The sequence below is a fragment of the Arthrobacter sp. MMS24-S77 genome, from assembly GCF_054888235.1.
In genome coordinates this window covers 2,204,380-2,222,974 of sequence record NZ_JBTZRN010000001.1, presented here as the reverse complement: position 1 = coordinate 2,222,974, position 18,595 = coordinate 2,204,380, and the positions used below count along the sequence as shown (strand labels likewise).

The following is an 18,595-nucleotide window of genomic DNA, read 5'->3' as shown; positions in this document are numbered from 1 at the left end:
TGAAGACTTTCCGATGGTCCCCCGCGGACTCCGAGACCCGCCCACGGGATGAGCACCTCTGTACCGGGGGCGCCTCGAACTGCATTCGGACCCTTGAAAACACTGGAACTCCAGAAGGCATGGACTCTCGGGACTGTCCTGTCCGCTGCCGGCTTAGCGAATCCCGCTGTCAACAACCAGAGTGATGTGAACAGGGGTTTCGGAGATGACCACCTGCTCTGTAGCCGTCGAAGCGTAACCGCCCACATTGCTCGCCCTGATCACGTAACGACCGGCAGGCAGCGTGAGGTTGAACGCACCGGTGCTGTCGGTCAGTGTTGAGCCCCGGACAGCTTCCCCGTCCAAGGCGACAACCGCGGCCCCTGATACGGGACGCGGCGGACACTCCTGACCAATGCGTTCGACGGGACAGACTGGAGCGCTCAGGACGGAGCCGGTGACAATCCCGGGATGCCCGGTGACCGGCTCGGGTTGACCGCCGCACCCGCACAACCAGAGAACTGCGGCCAATACGGCCCAGACGAAGCGCTTCACTTCACTCACCAACATTCCAGCACAATATGACGTTGCTCGCCGCCGCGGGCTCGCTGCGACGGCCCATTGCTCTGGACCGGACAACATGGCCGCCAGGCGGTCGACGATTGATGCCCAACACCGAGTATCCACCCTCCGCAGACCGGCAGGTGTCGTCATTTCCTGATCACTTTTGCAAAAGGCGCGGCGGCGACTACGACAGCCCCGGCAATGCACCCCGGCTCACCGACCGCCGAGGAGGTGCGAGCGAGAAAGCTCTCGGAGAAGCGGTGCTGAGTGGCCGGTACGCCGAAGGAGACTACAGAACCAGCGGCAGGAATAGTCTCTTCCGCAAACCAATGGTGGCGCCACGGGTATTCCAGGAGGCTAGGGCTCCTTCCGGTTTATTGGTATGAGACGCTCCCCAGATGAGCCTAGTTACGGCGGACCGACGACGGATGCGCCACCCAAAGCGGCCATCCTCGCGACGAGTCGCCGCAGTCGTGCAGGCGTATGCTGAAAGCTAGGGTTTGGAAGTGCCGAATGTAGAGTGTCGCACTCGCCCGTGAATGGTTCGAGGCATCATGGACACAACACCGTCTCCCGCTGAAGGTCCGCTGCAGCGGCGGTCCCCGAACCAAGTGGTCAACAGCTACGTGATCCTCTTGAAACAGGTACGGGAAGCAGGTCTCCTGCGCCGGCGTCGCGGTTTCTACATCGCACTCTTCGCCATCCTGATGGTGGCGTGGGCAGGCACGTGGACGGGGTTCATCCTCCTTCAGGACACCTGGTTCCAGTTGCTGATCGCCGCCGGCATGGGTGTTGTGCTGACCCAGTTCGGGTTCCTGGCCCACGAGGCTGCGCACCGGCAGATCTTTGCCTCCCGACGGATTAATGAGTGGTCCGCCCGTTTGATCGGCACCGGCTTGGTGGGGATCAGTTACGCCATGTGGGCGCAGAAGCATACCCGTCATCACAACTACCCGAATGTGATCGATAAGGATCCCGATATCCACACCGGGGCGATCGCCTTCCATCCGCAAGCCGCGGCATCCCGGCGCGGGCTCATGGTCGCGGTCACGCGCAAGCAGGGATGGCTGCTGTTGCCGCTTTTGTTCTTCCTGGGCCTGAGCCTTCACATTGATTCGTTGAAGTACCTGTTCCGCCGCGGAAAAGTGGACCATCGCTGGGTGGAAATACCAATCGTGGTGCTGCGCCTGCTCGTCGCCCCGGCCCTGGTGTTCTGGCTACTGCCGTTGGGCATGGCGTTCGCGTTCCTGGGCGTCCAACTGGGTGTGTTCGGCTTCTACATGGGCGCCTCCTTCGCACCGAACCACAAGGGCATGCCGATCCTGGCCGCCTCCAGCCGGGCCGATTTCCTTCACCGGCAGGTGCTCACCGGACGCAACATCAGCGGCGGCAGGCTCATGGATGCGTTGATGGGTGGGCTGAACCGCCAGATCGAGCACCACCTGTTCCCGGACATGCCGCGGCCTTACCTGCACCGCGCGGCCACGCTGGTCCGCTCGTGCTGTCGGGAACAGGGAATCCCATACACCGAAACCAGCCTCGTCACCTCCTACGCGGTGGTCATCCGGTACCTCAACACCGTCGGCCTGTTTGCCGGCGGCCCGTTCGAATGCCCTGTCGTGCAGAGCAACCGGCCCCGATGAGCAGAATCCGAACAACAAACAGATAAAGAGGACAAACCATCATGACGTCGAACCCAGCGACGCCTCAAGTGCCCGGAGAACAGCCTCGAGGGCCCGCGCGGACCAACACCACGCCTGGGACGGCCGGCACCCCGCAGCCAGTCGAGCCGGTGCCCCGGGCTGCCGCTGCACCAAAGCCCCAGACAACCCGGGCCGGCGTCATTTGGGCCGCCGTCATCGTTGCCCTGCTCGCGCTGATACTGCTGATCATCTTCATCCTGCAGAACCAGCAACCAGTCCAGGTTCTATTCCTCGGGCTGGGAGGCTCGGTCTCCCTGGGCATGGCGCTGTTTATCGCCGCCGTGGCCGGAGGCATCCTCGTGGCCGCGGCTGGCGCGGCAAGGATCATCCAACTGCGATCCAACGCCCGCAAAATACGAAGAACCCACAACAAGCTGTAGCCAGGGTGCTGCGCGGCCGAGAAGAGAGTCGCCATGGGCTCGAACTTTTGGACTGCTCCCGGTTCCCCAAGTTGAACTCCGGCCTCTCGGCCCAGCCGTGCCCCCGCTATCAGAACGCCGCCCGAATACGACAGACACTCGCGGTGTATAGGCGGGCAGTCAATGCTGCAACGAAGACCAGCCCCACGACCGGCAGCCACTGGATGCCGAAAATGGGCGCGGTGATCCCTCCCGTTCCGGCGCCGAGCGCTATGCCACGATTCGGGCGTGACCGGGACTTACACCCTGCGGCCTCGGTTGACGAAGAACATGATCACTGCGACCACCAGGACGATCGGAGCGATCCACAGCAGGAAACCGACAGCCTTCACCGTGCCGCCGATGATGAACAAAACGATCGCGATAACAGCCAGGATCCACAGCAGCGCGCTCATTACCATTACCTCCCAAATTGCGTTCTCGAACGGCCCCGGTCGGCGGCTGGCCCCAATCTACTCCGCACAGAACAGGGATTCCAGCGATGCGCCACCGCTGGAAAAACGTTGAGGACGCGCGTGGTCCTGACGGGATCAGGACGACTCGCTGCTCCGGCGCGTCCGGGTCATCCAGCGCCAAAGAGGCCGGCGCCGTCGACCACGGCTTCGGCCCAGGAGTTCATTCCCGGCGGCCGCGGAGCCAGCCGGTTCCTTGGTGATCGGATCTGTATTGTTTGGCACGCCGTCATGTTCCGGTCTGCCAGGTTTGCTTGTTTCAGCGTCCAGGGTCCACCTCGCTGCCCGTGCTTTCAGCCGCGATGTTCTGCGGTGCTGGGTGCGCATCGCGCCCGGCCGCAAAATCACGGCATGCCAGATCCGTGCCCTCTTCGAATCAGGCGTCCTCTCCCATACCTAGCACCCCGGCTCGACCCCCGGATCGGAGCCCGGAATTCAAGAGCGAAGTTACGGGGCCCGGCGGGAGGCAACGGCGACGGCGCGGTTGAAAGGCGCAGCCGGCCCCGCTCGTTTGAAGCCCCGGCCAGGACTCTGAAAGGTTCAGCGCTGATCGGTTCCGCCTCCCGGACTGGACGGGGCGGTATCCCGTGGAGCGTCCGCGGACCGGAGTTCCGCCTCGAGGCGCCGGTTGTCGGCCTCCAGGACGAGGACCATCCGGATGCCGGCCAGGTTCAAGCCCAATTCCAGAAGCTCGCCGATCCGCCGCAATACCACGAGATCGTTCTCACTGTACTGGCGGGTCCCGCCCAGGGTCCTGCCCGGCTCCAGCAAACCCTTGCGTTCGTACAGGCGCAGGTTCTGCTGCCCCGTTCCCACCAGTTCGGCCGCAACGGAAATCGCGTACACGCCCTTCCCCCGGTCCTCGGCCTGGCCCATCGGGTGCCTCCAAAATCCTTCGAAAATCAGGCTTGCCCTGATCCATATGCAGTGCTATAAGAAATATATACCAGCCACTATAGATCGGCTGGGTTGACAACAAAAAACTGCGATCTGCAAGGAGTGACACACCATGCTGATGCGAACCGACCCCTTCCGTGAATTCGACAGGCTCGCCGAACAGGTACTCGGCACCACAGCCCGGCCGGCGGCCATGCCGATGGATGCCTGGCGGGAAGCCGAGGACTTCGTGGTCGCCTTCGATCTCCCCGGAGTCAACGTGGACTCGGTGGACATCGACGTCGAACGCAACGTGCTGACCGTCAGAGCCGAACGCCCGGACCCCGTCGGCGAGGGCACGGAACTGATCGCCTCCGAACGGCCCCGCGGCGTCTTCAGCCGCCAGCTCATCCTCGGCGACGCGCTGGACACCGAAGGCGTCAAAGCAAACTACGACGCCGGTGTCCTGACCCTGCGCATCCCGGTAGCGGAGAAAGCAAAGCCGCGCCGGATCGAAATCGAAACCACCGGAAAACAGCGCCAGGAGATCAGCGCCTGACAGGAGGCGCAGCCTGCCGGACCGGGAGCGCCACAGCGGCCCACCATGTAAAGAGGGCGGTCGAGTTCACAGACCACGCCACAGCGCAGCCAGCGCACGGATGGATGAGGCCCCGGGGAAGACTCCCGCAACGATGGTCCCCGGCCGAACAGGCCGGGGACCATCCTCCTCCCCGCCTACGAGAACACAGCACCGCCAACGATGAGGAACAACGGCCCTGGCCCATACGACATCCTGCATATCACCCCGACCGCCACAGCGCGTGAGGTGGCGCGGGCCTACCGGACGCTCATGCGCGGACGGCACCCGGACACCCGGGCGGCCCGCGAACATCCCACCGGCTCGGGCCCCAAGACGCCGGAGCCGCAGGAAGAACTCCAGGAACTCCGGGACATCATGGCGGCGTATGCCATCCTCGGCAACCCGGAAAAGCGGGCGGCCTACGACCGGGAGCACCCGCGTCCAGCCGCGAACGCCAAACCGCAGCCGCCTGGCGGCTCGTTGAGGACACCAGGGCAGTTGCTTCCCGCCGCGTCGCTGCTGATCGGACCGGTCATCTGGGAACCGCCCGCCGGACGGTCCCCCGGAATGCCGGTCCGGCAAGGCCCATATCCACCAACCGGCTACACGCTGATCCGGTGGATCAGACGCTGAGCCGGAAAACCACGCAATCGCAAGGAGCCCCAATGAGTGCCTGGCGCCCGTACGACAACCAATTGATGCCCGCGTTCTACGAACGTTTCGAAAAGCGGTGGGGCAAAGGAACAGCGCCGTTCCTGGACCCCGAGACCCACGAACAACCCATGCCCCGGGCCCAATGGATCAACCCGGACACCGGAGCCGCGGTCGCGGTCGTCCCCATCTGGGCCGAAGACCCCCAGCACCGCTCCTTCGGGGTGTTCTACCTACCCCCGGCCGGCGACATCTGGGTCCTGCGGCCCGGCTACACGAACTACCTCGAAACCGACACCAGGAATACCGAGCAAGCCAGCCTGCGCAACGACGCCTTCCGAAAAGCCGTCGCCCACGCCAAGGAATTCATTTACGGAACCCAACCCTGAAAACCATCCCCCGGAGTACACCATGACCCCTCCACAGATCAGCCAGTTCCTGCAGGACTGCATCGTCAAAGACGACACGAGCGATTCAGGACTCGACGGCGACGTCTTCTACGGGCTCTACGTCAGCTGGTGCTCCCTCAACCGTAAAGTCCCCCTCCCCGACCATGCCTTCCGCACCGCCCTGCGCCTTGCGGGCCTTGTTAAGGAAAAGGACGGGAAGGGCAGAAAGAGAGTCTTCCAAGGCCTGCGCATGAGAGGACCAGCCGCCGTGGACTACATCCTCAACAGCAGCGCCCAAACCCCGGCGGACCCCGGTTGGAGCAGGAGGTCAAGGTCCGGCCGGACGCCATGACGAGCCGGACCCTGTTTCCGCCTGGTGTCCGGCGCCAACGCCGCTCCAGGTTTGCAAAAAGATCTGTGCGCTGCTGCTTCCGGGCAAGCGGCCCGCGGATGGGTGGACCAGGGGCCAAGGTAACGCGCCAATGCCCGGTGTCACCTTGGGCCGGGCACTGGCGCAGCTGCCCCTTACGACCGGGAGTAGCTTTCCAAGCAACTTCCTCGCCAAAGTCGGTTTCATCATGTTGTGCCCGGGAGCCTGAACCATGAACTGGTGTTGGCCGTCCACGACCAACCAGACAGGACCGGAACGAGGAACCGAATAAACCCACCCCAGAGCTGGCGGAGACCCAACTAGCCCGGACCCTGACCGCCACCCCACACACCTGAACAGGCCACCGCGGCAGCCAGGCACCAGCCGAGAACCAGCGTCAGAGGACCTGCCCACAAACTTTGTGCACACGTTAAAGCAAAAACCCGTCTGCACATCGAGACATGCTGGCCTAGCTCGTCTCTCTCGGATCCCGAGTGAATTAGTTCGGAACCGAATAATCACTGTTACGAATAAAGGAATCCGATGCGGGCCGCCGACCTGCGTTACCCCGAAAACCGCTGGGACTTCTTTCGTAAGAACTCAAGGTCCCTGAGGACCTGTTCCAAGGCGCTGCTTCTTGCCTCCGGCGCCCGCTCTTGGCCCAATTTGCTTGGCCGTTCCTCGGGCAACGCGTTACTTTCGCTCGGACGCCAGGGTGAGGTCGTGTCCGCGAGCGGATCGTAGAAGATTTGAAGGTTCATTCTCGCCTAGCTACGCTTCGGGGCCTCGGGCTCACCGAGCGACAGCATGAGTCGGTTTGCCCAGTTGAAGAACGAACTTCCATGGATGACGTCGGAGATGGACAGCGTATCCAGCCCAGCGCGTTCCAAGTCCGCGATGTGCCCCGGACCGAGCTGTGACGGCGTTTTCGAAAGCGCGACGGCGGCGGCGACGATCGCGTTCCACCGGGTGCCGAGATCGGTTTCCACCCCGCCGTCGAGCAAGCGCTGAATGTCGTCGTGGCGGTCCGAATAATGCGAGGCGAAACGCGAGTGCACGGAAGCGCAGAACACGCAGCCATTAAGGCGCGACGCCGCTGCTGCCGCCAACTCCCGTTCGGCCCGCGGCAGGCCCTCGGTGGCATTGTAGAAGATGTCCTTGTCAGTCCTGGTGCGGGCGCCAAGGATGTCCGGATCCAGTGCGAGGAGCCGGAAGTAGTCATTCTTCGCCCTCGATCGGTCGACTAGACCGTCGTACTGTCGCTCGGTGAGGGTCTGTTCCTCAGGGCCCTGCAGCCACGGCCGCCAACCCAGTTCCTCTTGGGTGAAGGCCTCGGGTCGGTCGAGACCGGGATAGGTGATGACTTCCTGGCTCATGCGTCGCTCCTAGCGGTGGTGTGTGCAGCAACAGCTGCCACGAGGGATTCCGTTGATTCGGATGCAGCGGCCAGCACCTGAAGACCGGAAATGACACGCAACTGATAGGCCAGGAACGCGACGAGCTGTGAGAGTGTGACAATCCCTGCCGTTGACCATCCTGCGTCGAGCAGTTTCTGGAGTGCCTCCGGGGAAGACTCCCGGGGCCTGAACACCAGTGAGTGGGCGTGTTCCAGCGCCGCGGCAAGCCTGGCGCCGAGTTCAGAACGCAAACCGGGCGGGAGCTCGAAGCGCGGACCACTGAGGCTTTCGCCCCGGAGCCCGGGCTCCCGGTACTCGCCGTACGGACCGGTTCCGGCACCCGCGGAGGCAGCACGCCCAAGGAGCGTCTCAAGTCCGCCGGTCACGGCAGCCGCGGCACCGCCGTCGTCCGTTGCCCGCAACGCATGCCCCAGTCCTTCACTGTAGAAGTCCGCAGCCGGGCCTTGGCCGTGCAACTCCGCGACAAAGAACGCCACTGCAAAGCGCTCCTGGAGGCTCACCTCGCGGTCGTCCACAGGGTGGAACAGCGCAAGGAAACTCGCCTGCGTGTTCTCGCGGGTGACAGGCCTTCTCCTGCGCAGTTCATCCAGGAATGATCCCGGCTGGCTGCCGAGGATCGCGTCGACAGCATCTATTAGTGGTGTATTGGTCATGTCACTCCTTGACATTCTGGGTTGATGAAAGGCCCGCCGGCTTCCAGCCGAGCCGCGGCGCAACCTCGGTGGCTGCCAACTCGATGGACCTCAAGATGTACTCGTGCGGAGGGTCGATGGAATGCACCTGGAAGGACACCTCCGTGGCTCGCTCCAAGACGGTATCCCGGTTCAACGACTCGATGACGTCTTCTACCGTGCCAACGTGCGCATCCATGGCCGCGATGAGGGACTCGACATCGGTACCGGGGAACACATGCCCCTGGCGTTCGAAATGCGGGACGATGCCGCGCAGGCCTTCCTCTGCCAGGGCGAGGGCTTCGTCCCGGTGGTCAGACACAAACACGGTCCGCGACGCCAGAATCCGGGGGGTGGCGCCGTCGGGCAATGCGGACAAATAGGCGTCGATGATCGGGTCCTGCAGCTCGGAAAGCGTCGCCTCCGGCGCATCCACGGGCCGCGGCTGGGTGCGCGAGAGCATGAGGCCGTCTCCGGCCTGTCCTGCCCGCTCCCCTCCTGCCACCGAAAAGGTCGCCTGCCACAGCCGCTCCAACAGTTGCGATGCCGGAGGGTACAGCCGGTTCACCACCGAGCCAAGCTCCTTGCCGCCCCAGGCCTCCGTCAGCACCTGGAGGTGGCGCGCGTACAGCTCCCGCCGCTCCTCGGATTCCCGCCCGAAGGCAGTGAACGACGACGGCGTGCCTCCGGTGCCGATGCCGACCTCCAAGCGTCCACCGGAGATGAGGTCCAGTACTGCCGCGTCTTCGGCGACCCGCAGCGGGTCCTCCAAAGGGAGGGTGATGATCCCGGTGCCGAGCCGGATGCGTGACGTTCGTGCCGCAACCGCTGCGAGGAAGACCAAAGGTGAGGGCAAGCCCCCTTCCGCCTCGTGGAAATGGTGCTGCGCCACCCATGCGGTGTCGAAACCGTGCTCCTCGGCCTTCAGGATCTGTTCGGTTGCCAAGCGGTACCGTTCAGAAGGGGTCGCCTTGTCGAGAAGTCTGGTGAAGAACCCGATACGTTTTTCGGTACCCACACGGGTCATGGAAGTGCCTTTCGTTTGCCGGGAATCGCGGCGATCAGTTCCCTCGTGTATTCGTGCTGCGGCCGGCCGAACACGTCGGCCACCTTCCCGCTCTCCACGTGCCTACCGTTGCTCATCACGGAGACGGTATCCGCGATTTGCCGAACGACTGCGAGGTCGTGGGTGATGAAGACATAGCTCAGCCCCAGTTCCCGCTGAAGCTCGTCAAGGAGCGAAAGGATCTGGGCCTGCACGGTGACATCGAGGGCGGAAACGGCTTCGTCCAGGACGATGACCTGCGGGTCAAGGACAAGGGCACGCGCGATGGCGACCCTTTGGCGTTGCCCGCCTGAAAGTTCGCGCGGGTGACGTTGCAGGAGGTTTTCCGGCAGGCTGACAAGTGCCACGAGTTCGCGGACACGGGCCTCCCTAGCGGCCTTCGCAACGGGACCGAAGTTCCGGAGCGGTTCTTCAACGATCCGGCGAATGGTCTGGCGCGGATCGAGGGAGGTGAACGGATTCTGGTAGACCAGTTGTACCTTCTTCCGGAAGAGGCGTAGTTCCTCCCCTGTGAGCGCGGCAACATCGGTGCCGTCGATCAAGACCTTCCCGGACTTCGGTTTCTGGAACCCGGAGAGTATCCGGGCGGTGGTGGTTTTCCCGGAACCGGATTCCCCGACGATCGCATGGGTGGTGCCCCGCCTCACGGTGAACCCCACACCGTCCACGGCACGGAATGGTGGCTGCTTCCGGCTGAGGGTAAATTCCTGGACAAGGTCATGGACCCGGATCACGTCCTCGGCGGGACCAGCTGGTGCGGCCCGGAAGCTGTCCAGAGCCGATGATGGTGCATCTGCCAGGAGCTGGCGGGTGTATTCACTCTCCGGATTGGAGAGCACCTCTCCTGTGGGGCCTTTCTCCCGGACACGTCCGCCGCGCAAAACAACCACCTTGTCGGCACGGTCGGCTGCGACGCCTAGGTCATGCGTCACGAAGAGGACCGCGGTGCCGAATTCCGATCGAAGGTCGTCGATCAGGTCCAGGATGCGCCGCTGCACGGTGACGTCCAGGGCGCTTGTGGCCTCATCCGCGATGATCAGCTGGGGTTGCAGGGCGATGGCTGTCGCGACCAGCACCCTCTGCTTCATCCCCCCGGAGAGTTCGTGCGGATATTGCTTTGCGCGGAGTTCCGGCTGTGGGATCCCCACCCGGTCCAGAAGGTCGACAACACGCTGCTTGCGCGCGGCACGGTCCAAAGCCCCGTGCAGCTTCAGGACCTCTTCCACCTGGGCGCCGATGGTCTTGACCGGGTTCAGGGAGCTCGTGGGATCCTGCGGAATGAGGCTGATCTTGGTTCCGCGGATGGTCTCTAGTCGCTTCTGTGACCATCCGGAGATGTCGGTCCCGTTGAGCCGGATTCTTCCGGCGTCAATTCGCCCGCCCTCCGGCAGGAGACCGATCACGGCATGGGCGGTGGTGGACTTGCCTGAGCCAGACTCGCCCACCAGGGCCACTACCTCGCCGGGCGCGATGCTCAGTGAGAGCTCATGGACCACCCTTCGGCGGCCAAGGGTGGTGTCGGCGTAGGAAATGGAAAGCTGGTCCACCTCAAGGACTGGACTCGGCGTGCTCATGGCTGTCCCTTCACGACGGATCGGCTGATGCGGTTGGCGGCCAGAACCACCGCCACTACCACCAGCCCGGGGTATGTAGTCAGCCACCAGGAAGTGGCCACGTATTTGCGGCCTTCTGCGATGAGCAGTCCCCATTCAGGTGTGGGCGGCGGTGCGCCGTAGCCGAGGAAACCGAGGGTGGAAATGGCCAGGATCGCGGAGCCGAATTGAAGGGCCACGAGCGCGACGACCGGCCCTACCGAGTTGGGCAGCACATGGCGCCACAGCACGGCGTGGAATTTCCCTCCGCTTCCGAAGGCGGCTTCAACATAGTCGCTCCGGCGCACCTTCAGCACTTCCGAGCGGGACAGTCGGGCGAAACCGGCCACGGATCCGACGCCGACGGCAATAGCCGCGTTGACCGTGCCGAAGCCAAGGATGATGATGATGCTCAGCGAGAGCAACAGGCTTGGGATGGACAACAGGACATCGACGACGCGCATCACCACGGAATCGACCCAGCCGCCGAGCGAACCCGCGAGAAGGCCGAGCAACGTTCCCACAACGAGGCCGACGGAGACGGCCACGAGAGCCCCGGAGATCGAATTCACCGAACCATGGATGATCCTGGCCAGCAGGTCCCGGCCAATCTCGTCAGTGCCCAGCACGTGCGCACCTCCTGGCGGCAGAAGCTTCTCCCTGGCTGTGCCTGAGGTGCCGCTGTAGCCGGTGAAGATCCCGGGGGCGACGGCCCACAGCGCGATCGTGCCGATGACCAGCCAAGACGCCAGAAGACCTGGTTGTGCGCGCCGCAGTGCCCGCGCCAGCCGGACGACCGGGGAATCGGACAACGGGGCCGCGCTTGGAGCCGCTGCGTCGGCGCCGGGACCGCCCGCCGCCGTCGGGCGCTTTTCAGTGGTGGAAAGTTGACTCATGCGGTAGCACCAGCCCTTCTCTTGAGCCGGGGGTCCAGCACCGGATATAGCAGGTCCACCGCGAGGTTCACGACGACGAAGACGCCTGCTGCGAGCACGACGACGGCCTGCAGCACGGCCGCATCCTGGCTGTTGACTGCCTGGTGGGTTAGCTGGCCGACGCCGTTGCGTCCGAAGACCGTTTCGGTGACGACTGCCCCGCCAATGAGCTCCCCGAACAGAATCCCGGCGATGGTCAGGGCAGGAAGGGCGGCATTGCGCCCCACGTGCCGCCACAACACCCATGCGTTGCTACCTCCCTTGGATCTCGCCACCATCACGAAAGGCTGGGTGCTGACGTCGTCGATGCTCCGCAGCAGGACCTGCGCCAGCGGTGCGGAAATAGGCACCGCGAGGGTAAGGACCGGAAGGACCAGGCCCAGCGGTTCCGGAGGATTGATCACCGGGATGAGCTTGAGTTGGAAGGAAAAGACCTGGATCAGGATGATTCCAAGCCAGAAGACCGGCACTGAAATGAACAGGGACGGCAGGGCCTGGATTCCGTGGCGGAGCCAGGCAAACCGGCTCAGGTTCGACAGGAACGCGATGGCCACCGCCAAAACAACCGCGGAGAGGAAGCCGAGCGAGGCAAGGGCCAAGGTCGCGGGAACGTTTGCCGCGAGCTGCTCGGTGACCGGAACCCCGGCGGCGAGGGAATAGCCAAGATCCCCGCTCAGGAAGCCGCCGATGCTGTTCAGGTACTGCAGGAACAGGGGCGTGTCCGCTCCATACGAAGCGCGGATTTCTGCTATTTCTGCCGGGCTCAGCCCCATGTCCGGGTTCTGGTACTTGATCATCAGGGCATCACCCGGAAGGGCCTGCAGCAGGACGAACGCCACGGTGAACGCCGCCCACAGAACGAGGATTGCTTGGCCGAGCCGGCCCAGTATGTAGCCGGACATGGTCAGTGCTTGTCCAGCCAGACACCGTACAGGCTGGGACGGCCCACGGCCTCGAAGTTCAGTCCGTGGAGGTACGGAGCGTAGGCGAATACCTGTGGTTCCTCGAAGATCGGGATGATGAGCGCCTGGTCAATGAGGTGGTTCTGGACATCGGCGACATCCTTGAGGCGGTGGGCCGGATCGGTCTGGGCAGTCTCGGCTTCCAGCAGGGCGTTGAGCTTGCTGTCAACGAAGCTCTTGACCTTCTGGCTGCTGCCGCCCTTCTGCAAGAGGGCGTCGCGGTTGGCCGGGTAGAACTGGCTCTTGATGACATCGGGATCAGCGCGGCCCACCATGGCAACCGCAACGGGTGTCTTCTCCGGGTCCAGGTTGTCCACGGTCTTGCTGCCTGAATCCCCTGCCAAGACATTGAGCTTGACTCCCACCTTGGCCCACTGCTGGGCGACCAACTGGAGGACGGCCTTGTTCTGGGGCTGTGGCAGGGATTCGTAAATGGACAAGGAGAGTTGGGCGCCGTCCTTGGCGCGGATTCCAGCCGCACCCGGCTTCCAGCCGGCTTCATCGAGAAGCTTTTTGGCCTTCTCGGGATCGAATCCGAGCTTTGCGGACAGGTCCGTGTAGCCGATCGCTTCCTTCGCCAGCACCGAGGTAGCCACCGGATAGTTCGCCGAGAAGATGGTGTCCACCACTTCCCTGGTGTCCGTCGCCTTGAGGAGTGCCTGCCGGACACGGACATCGGCCACGAGCGGGTTGTCCGGACGGAAGACGATGCTGTCATTCACTCCCCTGGTGCCCGGAGCTGAGATCTTGAAATTCTGGGCCGTGACCTGCTTCTCGTCGTAGGCCTGGACCTGGCGGATGAGATCGCCCTGTCCGGCCAGGAGGGAGCCGGTACGGACACTGTCTTCGGGCGTGACCACAATTCTGACGGAGTCCAGGTAGGCGCGGCCTTGGTGTCCTGATGCGGCCGGTCCCCAGTTGTAGTCAGTGCGGGCCTTGAGGACAACTTCCTTGCCCAGTTCCTCACTAGCCACGGTGAACGGCCCGGTACCGATGATGTTCTTTGCGTTGCCCAGGTCATCAAAGCTCCGGTCAAGGGTGGACACGGAAACGATTCCGGAGCCGATGGTCGCGGTGCCCTGCAGGAAGCCGGGTGAGGGTTTCTTGAAATGGAACTTCACGGTGAGCGGGTCGATGACTTCGCTGTGATCGTAGTTGTTGATCACCTCGGACACCGGCTGTTTGAGGGCCCTGTTGCCCAGGCCATAGGTGTCGAAGTTACGGGCCACCGCAGCGGCATCCAGCGGAGTGCCGTCCGAGAACGTGACACCCTTCCGGAGTTTGAACGTGTATTCGGTGAGTTGCGGGTTGCTCGTCCAGGACTCGGCCAGCCACGGCTCGATCTTGAGAGTCTTGGGGTTCTGGTATGTCAGCTTGTCCGTGACTTGGTTCAGGATGCCGCCATTCGGGTAGAACCCGCCGGCCGGCGGATAGAGGTTCGTGTGTGCCTGCTGCTCCAGGTAAACCAAGGTGCCCCCTGTTACCGGGGAAGCCTCCGCGCTTTGCGGTTCGGCCGAGGGCCCACCTCCGCAGGCCGCAAGAACAGCCGCCAAGGAGATGGCAGCGATGCTGCTTGCAACAAATCTCAAGTGTTTGGGCAGAGCCACAGTGTTTCCTTCCGAATTCCTCGGACCAGATGATCACGGGGAAGATCAACGATCGCGAGTCGACGTTGATTCGGCTCGATTGACGAGCACTGGGACCACCGTAGAGGTGCTTGCGGCGCGGACTGAAGCCGGTTTGAAATCCACGGAAACCCGGGTTCACCTGCAGCAATACAACTTCAGCCCGCGTCACGGCCCTTCACTCAAAGCAACACTCTCCATCTGCTTTCACGGTGCTAATCGGCCGCCCCCGGGACTCCGCCACTGCGCGCAAAACCGGCCAGGGGTCCGGGACGTTGATCGTCGCGGACCCCTGGCCGGTTCCATGAAAACTGAGGCGGTTCAGGCGGCTCAGGCCACGTTCCCGGTTTCGCTCAGCACTGCGGTCCCTCGCCGTGTTACAGGACGACGCAGCCCGAGGTTCTCGCGGAGGGTGACGCCTTCGTATTCCGTCCGGTAAACGCCCCGCTCCTGAAGCCGGGGAACAAGTTCGTTGACGATGTCGTCGAGTCCGCTGGGAACGATCCACGGCGTGATGTTGAAGCCGTCGACTGCGCCGGTGTGGGCGTATTCAGCGAGCAACTCGGCTACGTCATCGTACGAACCCACCAGTCCGCGGCCGTTCAACCGGGATCGTTCGGACACGAATTGGCGGATGGACTGGCCGCGTTCCTTGGTTTCCGCCCGCCACTGGGCCGCGAGCTCCTTGGCACTCTTGCCGTGGAAAGCGTTGCCTCGGGTGGGATTGGTCACGTCAACCACCGGATCGATGTCCGGCAAAGGGCCGTCGGGGTCGTACTCGCTCAGGGTTCGTCCCCAGAATTGCTCCAAGTAGGCGATAGCTGTCTCTGGCCCCACTTGATGTTCGCGCACCCAGCGGTGCTTTTCTTCGGCTTCCTTGGCTGTGGCGCCCAAGATGAATTCCTGGCCGGGGAAAATCTTGACGTCGTCAGCAGGTCGACCCGCTTTCAGGGTCCGGGCAACAATATCGTCGCGGAACTTCTTTGCGTCTTCCAGCTCCGGGTGGGCGGAGAAGATCACGTCGGCGTTGCGCACTGCGAAGTCGCGGCCTGCCGGGGAGTCTCCGGCCTGGAAAAGGACCGGGTGCTCCTGTGCTGAGCGTGGGAGCCTTGGGATCACCTCGATGTCGAAACTCGCGTCACTGCGTCGCACCTTCGAAATCGCTCCTTCTGCCAGCCAGCGTTTCGCTTCTGGTCCGGAGGCGATTGCTTCATCGTCCCAGGAGTCCCATATCGCCTTGGCGGTCTGGACAAACGCCTCTGCCCGGACATAGCGGTCCTCATGCGCCAGGAACCCGCCGCGCCTGAAATTCGCCCCGGTCCAGGCGTTGTCCGTGGTCACAATGTTCCATGCCGCCCTTCCGCCCGAGAGTACGTCCAGGCTCGCGAGCCTGTGGGCGAGGTCTGCGGGATCGTTGTAGGTGGTGTTCTGCGTGGCCACGAGTCCGATGTGGTTTGTAATCGCCGCCAAAGACGCCAAAGCAGTTTGGGCGTCCGGCCGTCCGGCTACGTCCAGATCATGGATCTTCCCCAGATGCTCACGCAGCCGAAGCCCTTCGCCGAGGAAGAACGCACTGAAAAGTCCCCGTTCGGCAGTCTGAGCTACGCGGCGGAACGATTCGAAGTCCGTTTGAGAACCGCTTTGCGGCGCCCGCCAAACGGTGGTGTGGTTGACGCCTTGGAAGAAGACCCCGAATTGGATCTTGCCGTTCCCGGCGACTCTGTGGTTGCTCATGGTCTGGACTCCTTATCGTGCCGAGGTGGCGTAGCGGTTGGCAGGGCGTGGCAAGCCGAAGCTTTGCCGAAGGGTGGTTCCGGGTTCGGGCGCGCCGACAAGCCCGTGTCGGCGCAGCTCCGGAAGCACCTGGAACGAGAGCTCAGGGAGGTCGACGTCGAGCACCGCAGGATTGAACCGCACGCCGTCCGCTGTGGCCAGGACACTCGCCAGGAGTTCCACGAGCCCCGCGGCGCTGCCAACGTACCGGGCGCCCCCTTCCCAACGCCCAAAGGCATCAAGTTCGGCCAGACGATCTTCGGCGCGCTGGCCGCGCGAGTCCAGTACGACGTCGAGCTCCACCACCGCTCGGGCGCCCCCGGCACCATGGGCGGCATCGGCCGCAGCGGCTAGGCCCTCGACGCTTGGCGCGTGCACCAAGGCAACATCCGCCCCAATAGCAGGCGCCAGCTCCGCCGGCGCGATAACCACCAGCTGCCCCTGCAAGGGGCGCGGGATGATCGAGGGGCCCTTGACCGAGAACCGCTTGCCCTCAAAGTCCGCATAGTGAAGCTTGTCGCGGTCCAGATACCGGCCCGTGGAGACGTCGCGGATCACGGCATCGTCTTCCCACGAGTCCCAGAGACTGCGCACGGCCTCCACAACATCCGCCGCTTCGGCCTGCACCTCGGAGTCACGCAGCTGTTCGCGTCCGACGGAACGGGCTTCCTGGCTGCTGTTTTCTGCATTGACGAGCCAGCCTGCCCGGCCTTGCGAGGAATAGTCGAGGCTCGCCAGCTGTGTGGCGATGTGGAACGGCTCCGTATAGAGCGTCCCGGCTTCCGGCACCAAGCCAAGGGAACGGGTCAGCGGAGCAGCAAAGGCTGCTCGCTGGACGGCATCGATCCTGCCTGCGATTCCAGCAGACGCAGGAGCGATGGTCCGTGAGTCCTTGAGGCTCGCAAAGTGGAATCCGGAAATGTCCGCTGCCTGGGCAATCTCTGAGATCCTTCGACCGGAGAGGAGCGCCGTAGGAGTATGCGCCGCACGGCGCCACGCGGACGGGTGTGCGCCGTCGCCATCGAGCTCTATGGCTAGCACCTTCCGGCTGTTTTCGGATATGGATGTTGAAGGCATTCTGTCCTCTTTCCGGGTCGCAGCCCATGACATTTCTCTTGCCGCGCTTGCGGCCAGGTCTGTTTCCGGAGCACCCCGCCACACAATGTCTGAGGGTTGCCGCAGCACCAGCCGGTCCTTGGCGTGCTGACTCTTGACCTACACCCCGACTCTAAAAACGGTCAACCGCCCATTTCAAACCACCCGTCTTGCCCGGTCAAGGAACGCCATCGAAGGTCAAGGAACTCAGCAAAACGTCATCAGGACCGAAGAGACATGACAGCTCATGACGGTGCGTTGATCCCTGTGTCCGGGCATTTGGCACAATGATTTCCCGCTCATAAGGTCAGGGCATGACGCCCCGCCAGTCCATCGTTCCGCTATCCGTTCTCGATCTCAGCCCGGTGCCTTCCGGCCAGACAAGCGCCGACGCCTTGCGCAACACCATCGACCTGGCAATCGAAACAGAGCGGCTTGGCTACCGGCGCTTCTGGTTAGCCGAGCACCATCTGAACCCGGGCGTCGCCGGAGCCGCACCGCACGTGCTCTCCGGACTAGTTGCCGCCGCCACCTCCCGCATCCGGGTGGGCACCGCAGCCACCATCCTCGGAAACTATCGGCCTATCCAAGTAGCCGAAAACGTCGGCACTCTCGCTGGTCTCTATCCCGGGAGGATCGATCTGGGCTTCGGACGATCCGGGACGCCGAATCCGGGGCAACAGACCGCCCAGCCTAGCTCAGGGTCCGGGTTAAGCCGGCGTGTGGATGGTCTGCTCATCCCCACGGCCCGTCCTCTGTTCCACGGCAGACTCGCCGATCGCTTCAAAGTACAAACCGAACTGCTCGGACGAAAGGACGGAGACGCGGAGACCTTTGAACAAGACGTGCAGGATGTTATCGGCTTCTTCACCGGCAGCTATCGGACCCGGGATGCCGAGCCGATAACCGTCAGCCCGGCCGCCGGCGAATCACCCGAATTCTGGATCCACGGCTCCACAGCCGGACCCAGCGCGCGGTTGGCCGGCAAACTCGGGCTCCCCTTCGGTGCCAACTACCACGTGTCCCCTTCGGGAGTCCTTGAGGCTATCAGCGAATACCGTTCCCATTTCAAGGCGTCCGAAACCCTGGAGGAGCCTTATGTGATCGTCTCTGCCGACGTCGTGGTGGCCACCGGTGAATCCGAAGCGTCATCGCTGGCGCAAGGCTACGCGGCGTGGGTGCACAGCATCCGCAGCGGTGCCGGAGCGATCACTTACCCGACGCCCGAAGAAGCTCTGGATCTCCGACTGGGAGCGGATGATCTGGAATTGGTCTCCGACCGGCTGGAAACCCGCTTCGTGGGGAACCCGAGGCAAGTGGCTGGCTCCCTGCGCACCCTGCAGCGGGTTACCGGAGCGGATGAGCTTCTCATCACCACCATCACGCACAGCCATGCACAGCGTGTCCGTTCCTATGCGCTTCTGGCGGAAGCCTGGGAACCGGCCCATGCAATGTGATTTCCACACCCCGAACAA

The 18,595-nt window shown here is 63.5% G+C and carries 19 protein-coding genes and 1 riboswitch; of the genes, 7 read left to right on the top strand and 12 right to left on the bottom strand.

Annotated elements, in window-relative coordinates; genetic code table 11:
• Positions 1-153 precede the first annotated feature (153 nt).
• A complete protein-coding gene (locus ACX5I4_RS10150; RefSeq protein WP_461836540.1) occupies positions 154-543 on the bottom strand; it encodes a carboxypeptidase-like regulatory domain-containing protein in 390 nt (129 codons plus the stop codon).
• Positions 544-1,097: 554 nt separating this feature from the next.
• On the opposite strand from ACX5I4_RS10150, the gene ACX5I4_RS10145 reads away from it, so the two are divergent.
• Positions 1,098-2,186 carry a fatty acid desaturase family protein gene (locus ACX5I4_RS10145; protein ID WP_461836539.1) on the top strand — a complete coding sequence of 363 codons (1,089 nt, stop codon included), beginning with the start codon at positions 1,098-1,100 and terminating at the stop codon, positions 2,184-2,186.
• 41 nt (positions 2,187-2,227) lie between these two features.
• Positions 2,228-2,626, top strand: a complete 399-nt coding sequence (locus ACX5I4_RS10140) for a LapA family protein (protein ID WP_461836538.1) — start codon at positions 2,228-2,230, stop codon at positions 2,624-2,626.
• Positions 2,627-2,904: 278 nt separating this feature from the next.
• Here ACX5I4_RS10140 and ACX5I4_RS10135 read toward each other — a convergent pair whose 3' ends face one another.
• On the bottom strand, positions 2,905-3,060 hold the full coding sequence (locus ACX5I4_RS10135; protein ID WP_459340847.1) for a hypothetical protein: 156 nt from the start codon (positions 3,058-3,060) through the stop codon (positions 2,905-2,907).
• 597 nt (positions 3,061-3,657) lie between these two features.
• Positions 3,658-3,993, bottom strand: coding sequence for a MerR family transcriptional regulator (locus ACX5I4_RS10130; RefSeq protein WP_461836537.1), 336 nt, complete (start codon positions 3,991-3,993; stop codon positions 3,658-3,660).
• A gap of 133 nt (positions 3,994-4,126) precedes the next feature.
• Here ACX5I4_RS10130 and ACX5I4_RS10125 point away from each other — a divergent pair, with 133 nt between their 5' ends.
• The 4 genes from ACX5I4_RS10125 (at position 4,127) to ACX5I4_RS10110 (ending at position 5,965) form a co-directional block, all read left to right on the top strand.
• Positions 4,127-4,552 carry an Hsp20/alpha crystallin family protein gene (locus ACX5I4_RS10125; RefSeq protein WP_461836536.1) on the top strand — a complete coding sequence of 142 codons (426 nt, stop codon included), beginning with the start codon at positions 4,127-4,129 and terminating at the stop codon, positions 4,550-4,552.
• 201 nt (positions 4,553-4,753) lie between these two features.
• Positions 4,754-5,206, top strand: coding sequence for a J domain-containing protein (locus ACX5I4_RS10120; RefSeq protein ID WP_461836535.1), 453 nt, complete (start codon positions 4,754-4,756; stop codon positions 5,204-5,206).
• Positions 5,207-5,238: 32 nt separating this feature from the next.
• Positions 5,239-5,613, top strand: coding sequence for a hypothetical protein (locus tag ACX5I4_RS10115; RefSeq protein ID WP_461836534.1), 375 nt, complete (start codon positions 5,239-5,241; stop codon positions 5,611-5,613).
• A gap of 22 nt (positions 5,614-5,635) precedes the next feature.
• Entirely contained in the window at positions 5,636-5,965 is a 330-nt protein-coding gene (locus ACX5I4_RS10110; protein ID WP_461836533.1) for a hypothetical protein, read from the top strand.
• Positions 5,966-6,750: 785 nt separating this feature from the next.
• Here ACX5I4_RS10110 and ACX5I4_RS10105 read toward each other — a convergent pair.
• From ACX5I4_RS10105 to ACX5I4_RS10065, 9 genes are all read right to left on the bottom strand, one after another.
• Positions 6,751-7,359, bottom strand: a complete 609-nt coding sequence (locus tag ACX5I4_RS10105; RefSeq protein WP_461836532.1) for an alkylhydroperoxidase domain protein — start codon at positions 7,357-7,359, stop codon at positions 6,751-6,753.
• Positions 7,356-8,054, bottom strand: coding sequence for a CMD domain protein (locus tag ACX5I4_RS10100; protein ID WP_461836531.1), 699 nt, complete (start codon positions 8,052-8,054; stop codon positions 7,356-7,358). Before ACX5I4_RS10100 ends, ACX5I4_RS10105 begins: the two co-directional genes overlap by 4 nt.
• 1 nt (position 8,055) lies before the next feature.
• The gene (locus ACX5I4_RS10095; RefSeq protein ID WP_461836530.1) at positions 8,056-9,099 is read right to left on the bottom strand and encodes a putative FMN-dependent luciferase-like monooxygenase; all 1,044 of its coding nucleotides are present in this window, start codon (positions 9,097-9,099) and stop codon (positions 8,056-8,058) included.
• A complete protein-coding gene (locus tag ACX5I4_RS10090) occupies positions 9,096-10,712 on the bottom strand; it encodes a dipeptide ABC transporter ATP-binding protein (RefSeq protein WP_461836529.1) in 1,617 nt (538 codons plus the stop codon). The genes ACX5I4_RS10095 and ACX5I4_RS10090 overlap by 4 nt, the downstream gene beginning before the upstream one ends.
• Positions 10,709-11,626, bottom strand: coding sequence for an ABC transporter permease (locus tag ACX5I4_RS10085; protein WP_461836528.1), 918 nt, complete (start codon positions 11,624-11,626; stop codon positions 10,709-10,711). Before ACX5I4_RS10085 ends, ACX5I4_RS10090 begins: the two co-directional genes overlap by 4 nt.
• Positions 11,623-12,567, bottom strand: a complete 945-nt coding sequence (locus ACX5I4_RS10080; RefSeq protein ID WP_461836527.1) for an ABC transporter permease — start codon at positions 12,565-12,567, stop codon at positions 11,623-11,625. Before ACX5I4_RS10080 ends, ACX5I4_RS10085 begins: the two co-directional genes overlap by 4 nt.
• Before the next feature lie 2 nt (positions 12,568-12,569).
• Positions 12,570-14,234, bottom strand: coding sequence for a TIGR04028 family ABC transporter substrate-binding protein (locus ACX5I4_RS10075; RefSeq protein WP_461836526.1), 1,665 nt, complete (start codon positions 14,232-14,234; stop codon positions 12,570-12,572).
• A 348-nt stretch (positions 14,235-14,582) separates the two neighbouring features.
• On the bottom strand, positions 14,583-15,986 hold the full coding sequence (locus tag ACX5I4_RS10070) for an NtaA/DmoA family FMN-dependent monooxygenase (protein WP_461836525.1): 1,404 nt from the start codon (positions 15,984-15,986) through the stop codon (positions 14,583-14,585).
• 12 nt (positions 15,987-15,998) lie between these two features.
• Positions 15,999-17,102 (bottom strand): LLM class flavin-dependent oxidoreductase, encoded by a 1,104-nt coding sequence (locus ACX5I4_RS10065; protein ID WP_461836524.1) that lies wholly within the window; start codon positions 17,100-17,102, stop codon positions 15,999-16,001.
• A 29-nt stretch (positions 17,103-17,131) separates the two neighbouring features.
• Positions 17,132-17,241: riboswitch (SAM riboswitch) on the bottom strand.
• A gap of 193 nt (positions 17,242-17,434) precedes the next feature.
• Here ACX5I4_RS10065 and ACX5I4_RS10060 point away from each other — a divergent pair.
• Positions 17,435-18,577 (top strand): LLM class flavin-dependent oxidoreductase, encoded by a 1,143-nt coding sequence (locus ACX5I4_RS10060; RefSeq protein ID WP_461836523.1) that lies wholly within the window; start codon positions 17,435-17,437, stop codon positions 18,575-18,577.
• Positions 18,578-18,595: the final 18 nt, after the last annotated feature.

Coding starts and splice junctions, on each gene's coding strand:
- ACX5I4_RS10145 (WP_461836539.1), top strand. CDS start 1,098: ATGGACACAACACCGTCTCCCGCTGAAGGTCCGCTGCAGCGGCGGTCC.
- ACX5I4_RS10140 (WP_461836538.1), top strand. CDS start 2,228: ATGACGTCGAACCCAGCGACGCCTCAAGTGCCCGGAGAACAGCCTCGA.
- ACX5I4_RS10135 (WP_459340847.1), bottom strand. CDS start 3,060: ATGAGCGCGCTGCTGTGGATCCTGGCTGTTATCGCGATCGTTTTGTTC.
- ACX5I4_RS10130 (WP_461836537.1), bottom strand. CDS start 3,993: ATGGGCCAGGCCGAGGACCGGGGGAAGGGCGTGTACGCGATTTCCGTT.
- ACX5I4_RS10125 (WP_461836536.1), top strand. CDS start 4,127: ATGCTGATGCGAACCGACCCCTTCCGTGAATTCGACAGGCTCGCCGAA.
- ACX5I4_RS10120 (WP_461836535.1), top strand. CDS start 4,754: ATGAGGAACAACGGCCCTGGCCCATACGACATCCTGCATATCACCCCG.
- ACX5I4_RS10115 (WP_461836534.1), top strand. CDS start 5,239: ATGAGTGCCTGGCGCCCGTACGACAACCAATTGATGCCCGCGTTCTAC.
- ACX5I4_RS10110 (WP_461836533.1), top strand. CDS start 5,636: ATGACCCCTCCACAGATCAGCCAGTTCCTGCAGGACTGCATCGTCAAA.
- ACX5I4_RS10105 (WP_461836532.1), bottom strand. CDS start 7,359: ATGAGCCAGGAAGTCATCACCTATCCCGGTCTCGACCGACCCGAGGCC.
- ACX5I4_RS10100 (WP_461836531.1), bottom strand. CDS start 8,054: ATGACCAATACACCACTAATAGATGCTGTCGACGCGATCCTCGGCAGC.
- ACX5I4_RS10095 (WP_461836530.1), bottom strand. CDS start 9,099: ATGACCCGTGTGGGTACCGAAAAACGTATCGGGTTCTTCACCAGACTT.
- ACX5I4_RS10090 (WP_461836529.1), bottom strand. CDS start 10,712: ATGAGCACGCCGAGTCCAGTCCTTGAGGTGGACCAGCTTTCCATTTCC.
- ACX5I4_RS10085 (WP_461836528.1), bottom strand. CDS start 11,626: ATGAGTCAACTTTCCACCACTGAAAAGCGCCCGACGGCGGCGGGCGGT.
- ACX5I4_RS10080 (WP_461836527.1), bottom strand. CDS start 12,567: ATGTCCGGCTACATACTGGGCCGGCTCGGCCAAGCAATCCTCGTTCTG.
- ACX5I4_RS10070 (WP_461836525.1), bottom strand. CDS start 15,986: ATGAGCAACCACAGAGTCGCCGGGAACGGCAAGATCCAATTCGGGGTC.
- ACX5I4_RS10065 (WP_461836524.1), bottom strand. CDS start 17,102: ATGCCTTCAACATCCATATCCGAAAACAGCCGGAAGGTGCTAGCCATA.
- ACX5I4_RS10060 (WP_461836523.1), top strand. CDS start 17,435: ATGACGCCCCGCCAGTCCATCGTTCCGCTATCCGTTCTCGATCTCAGC.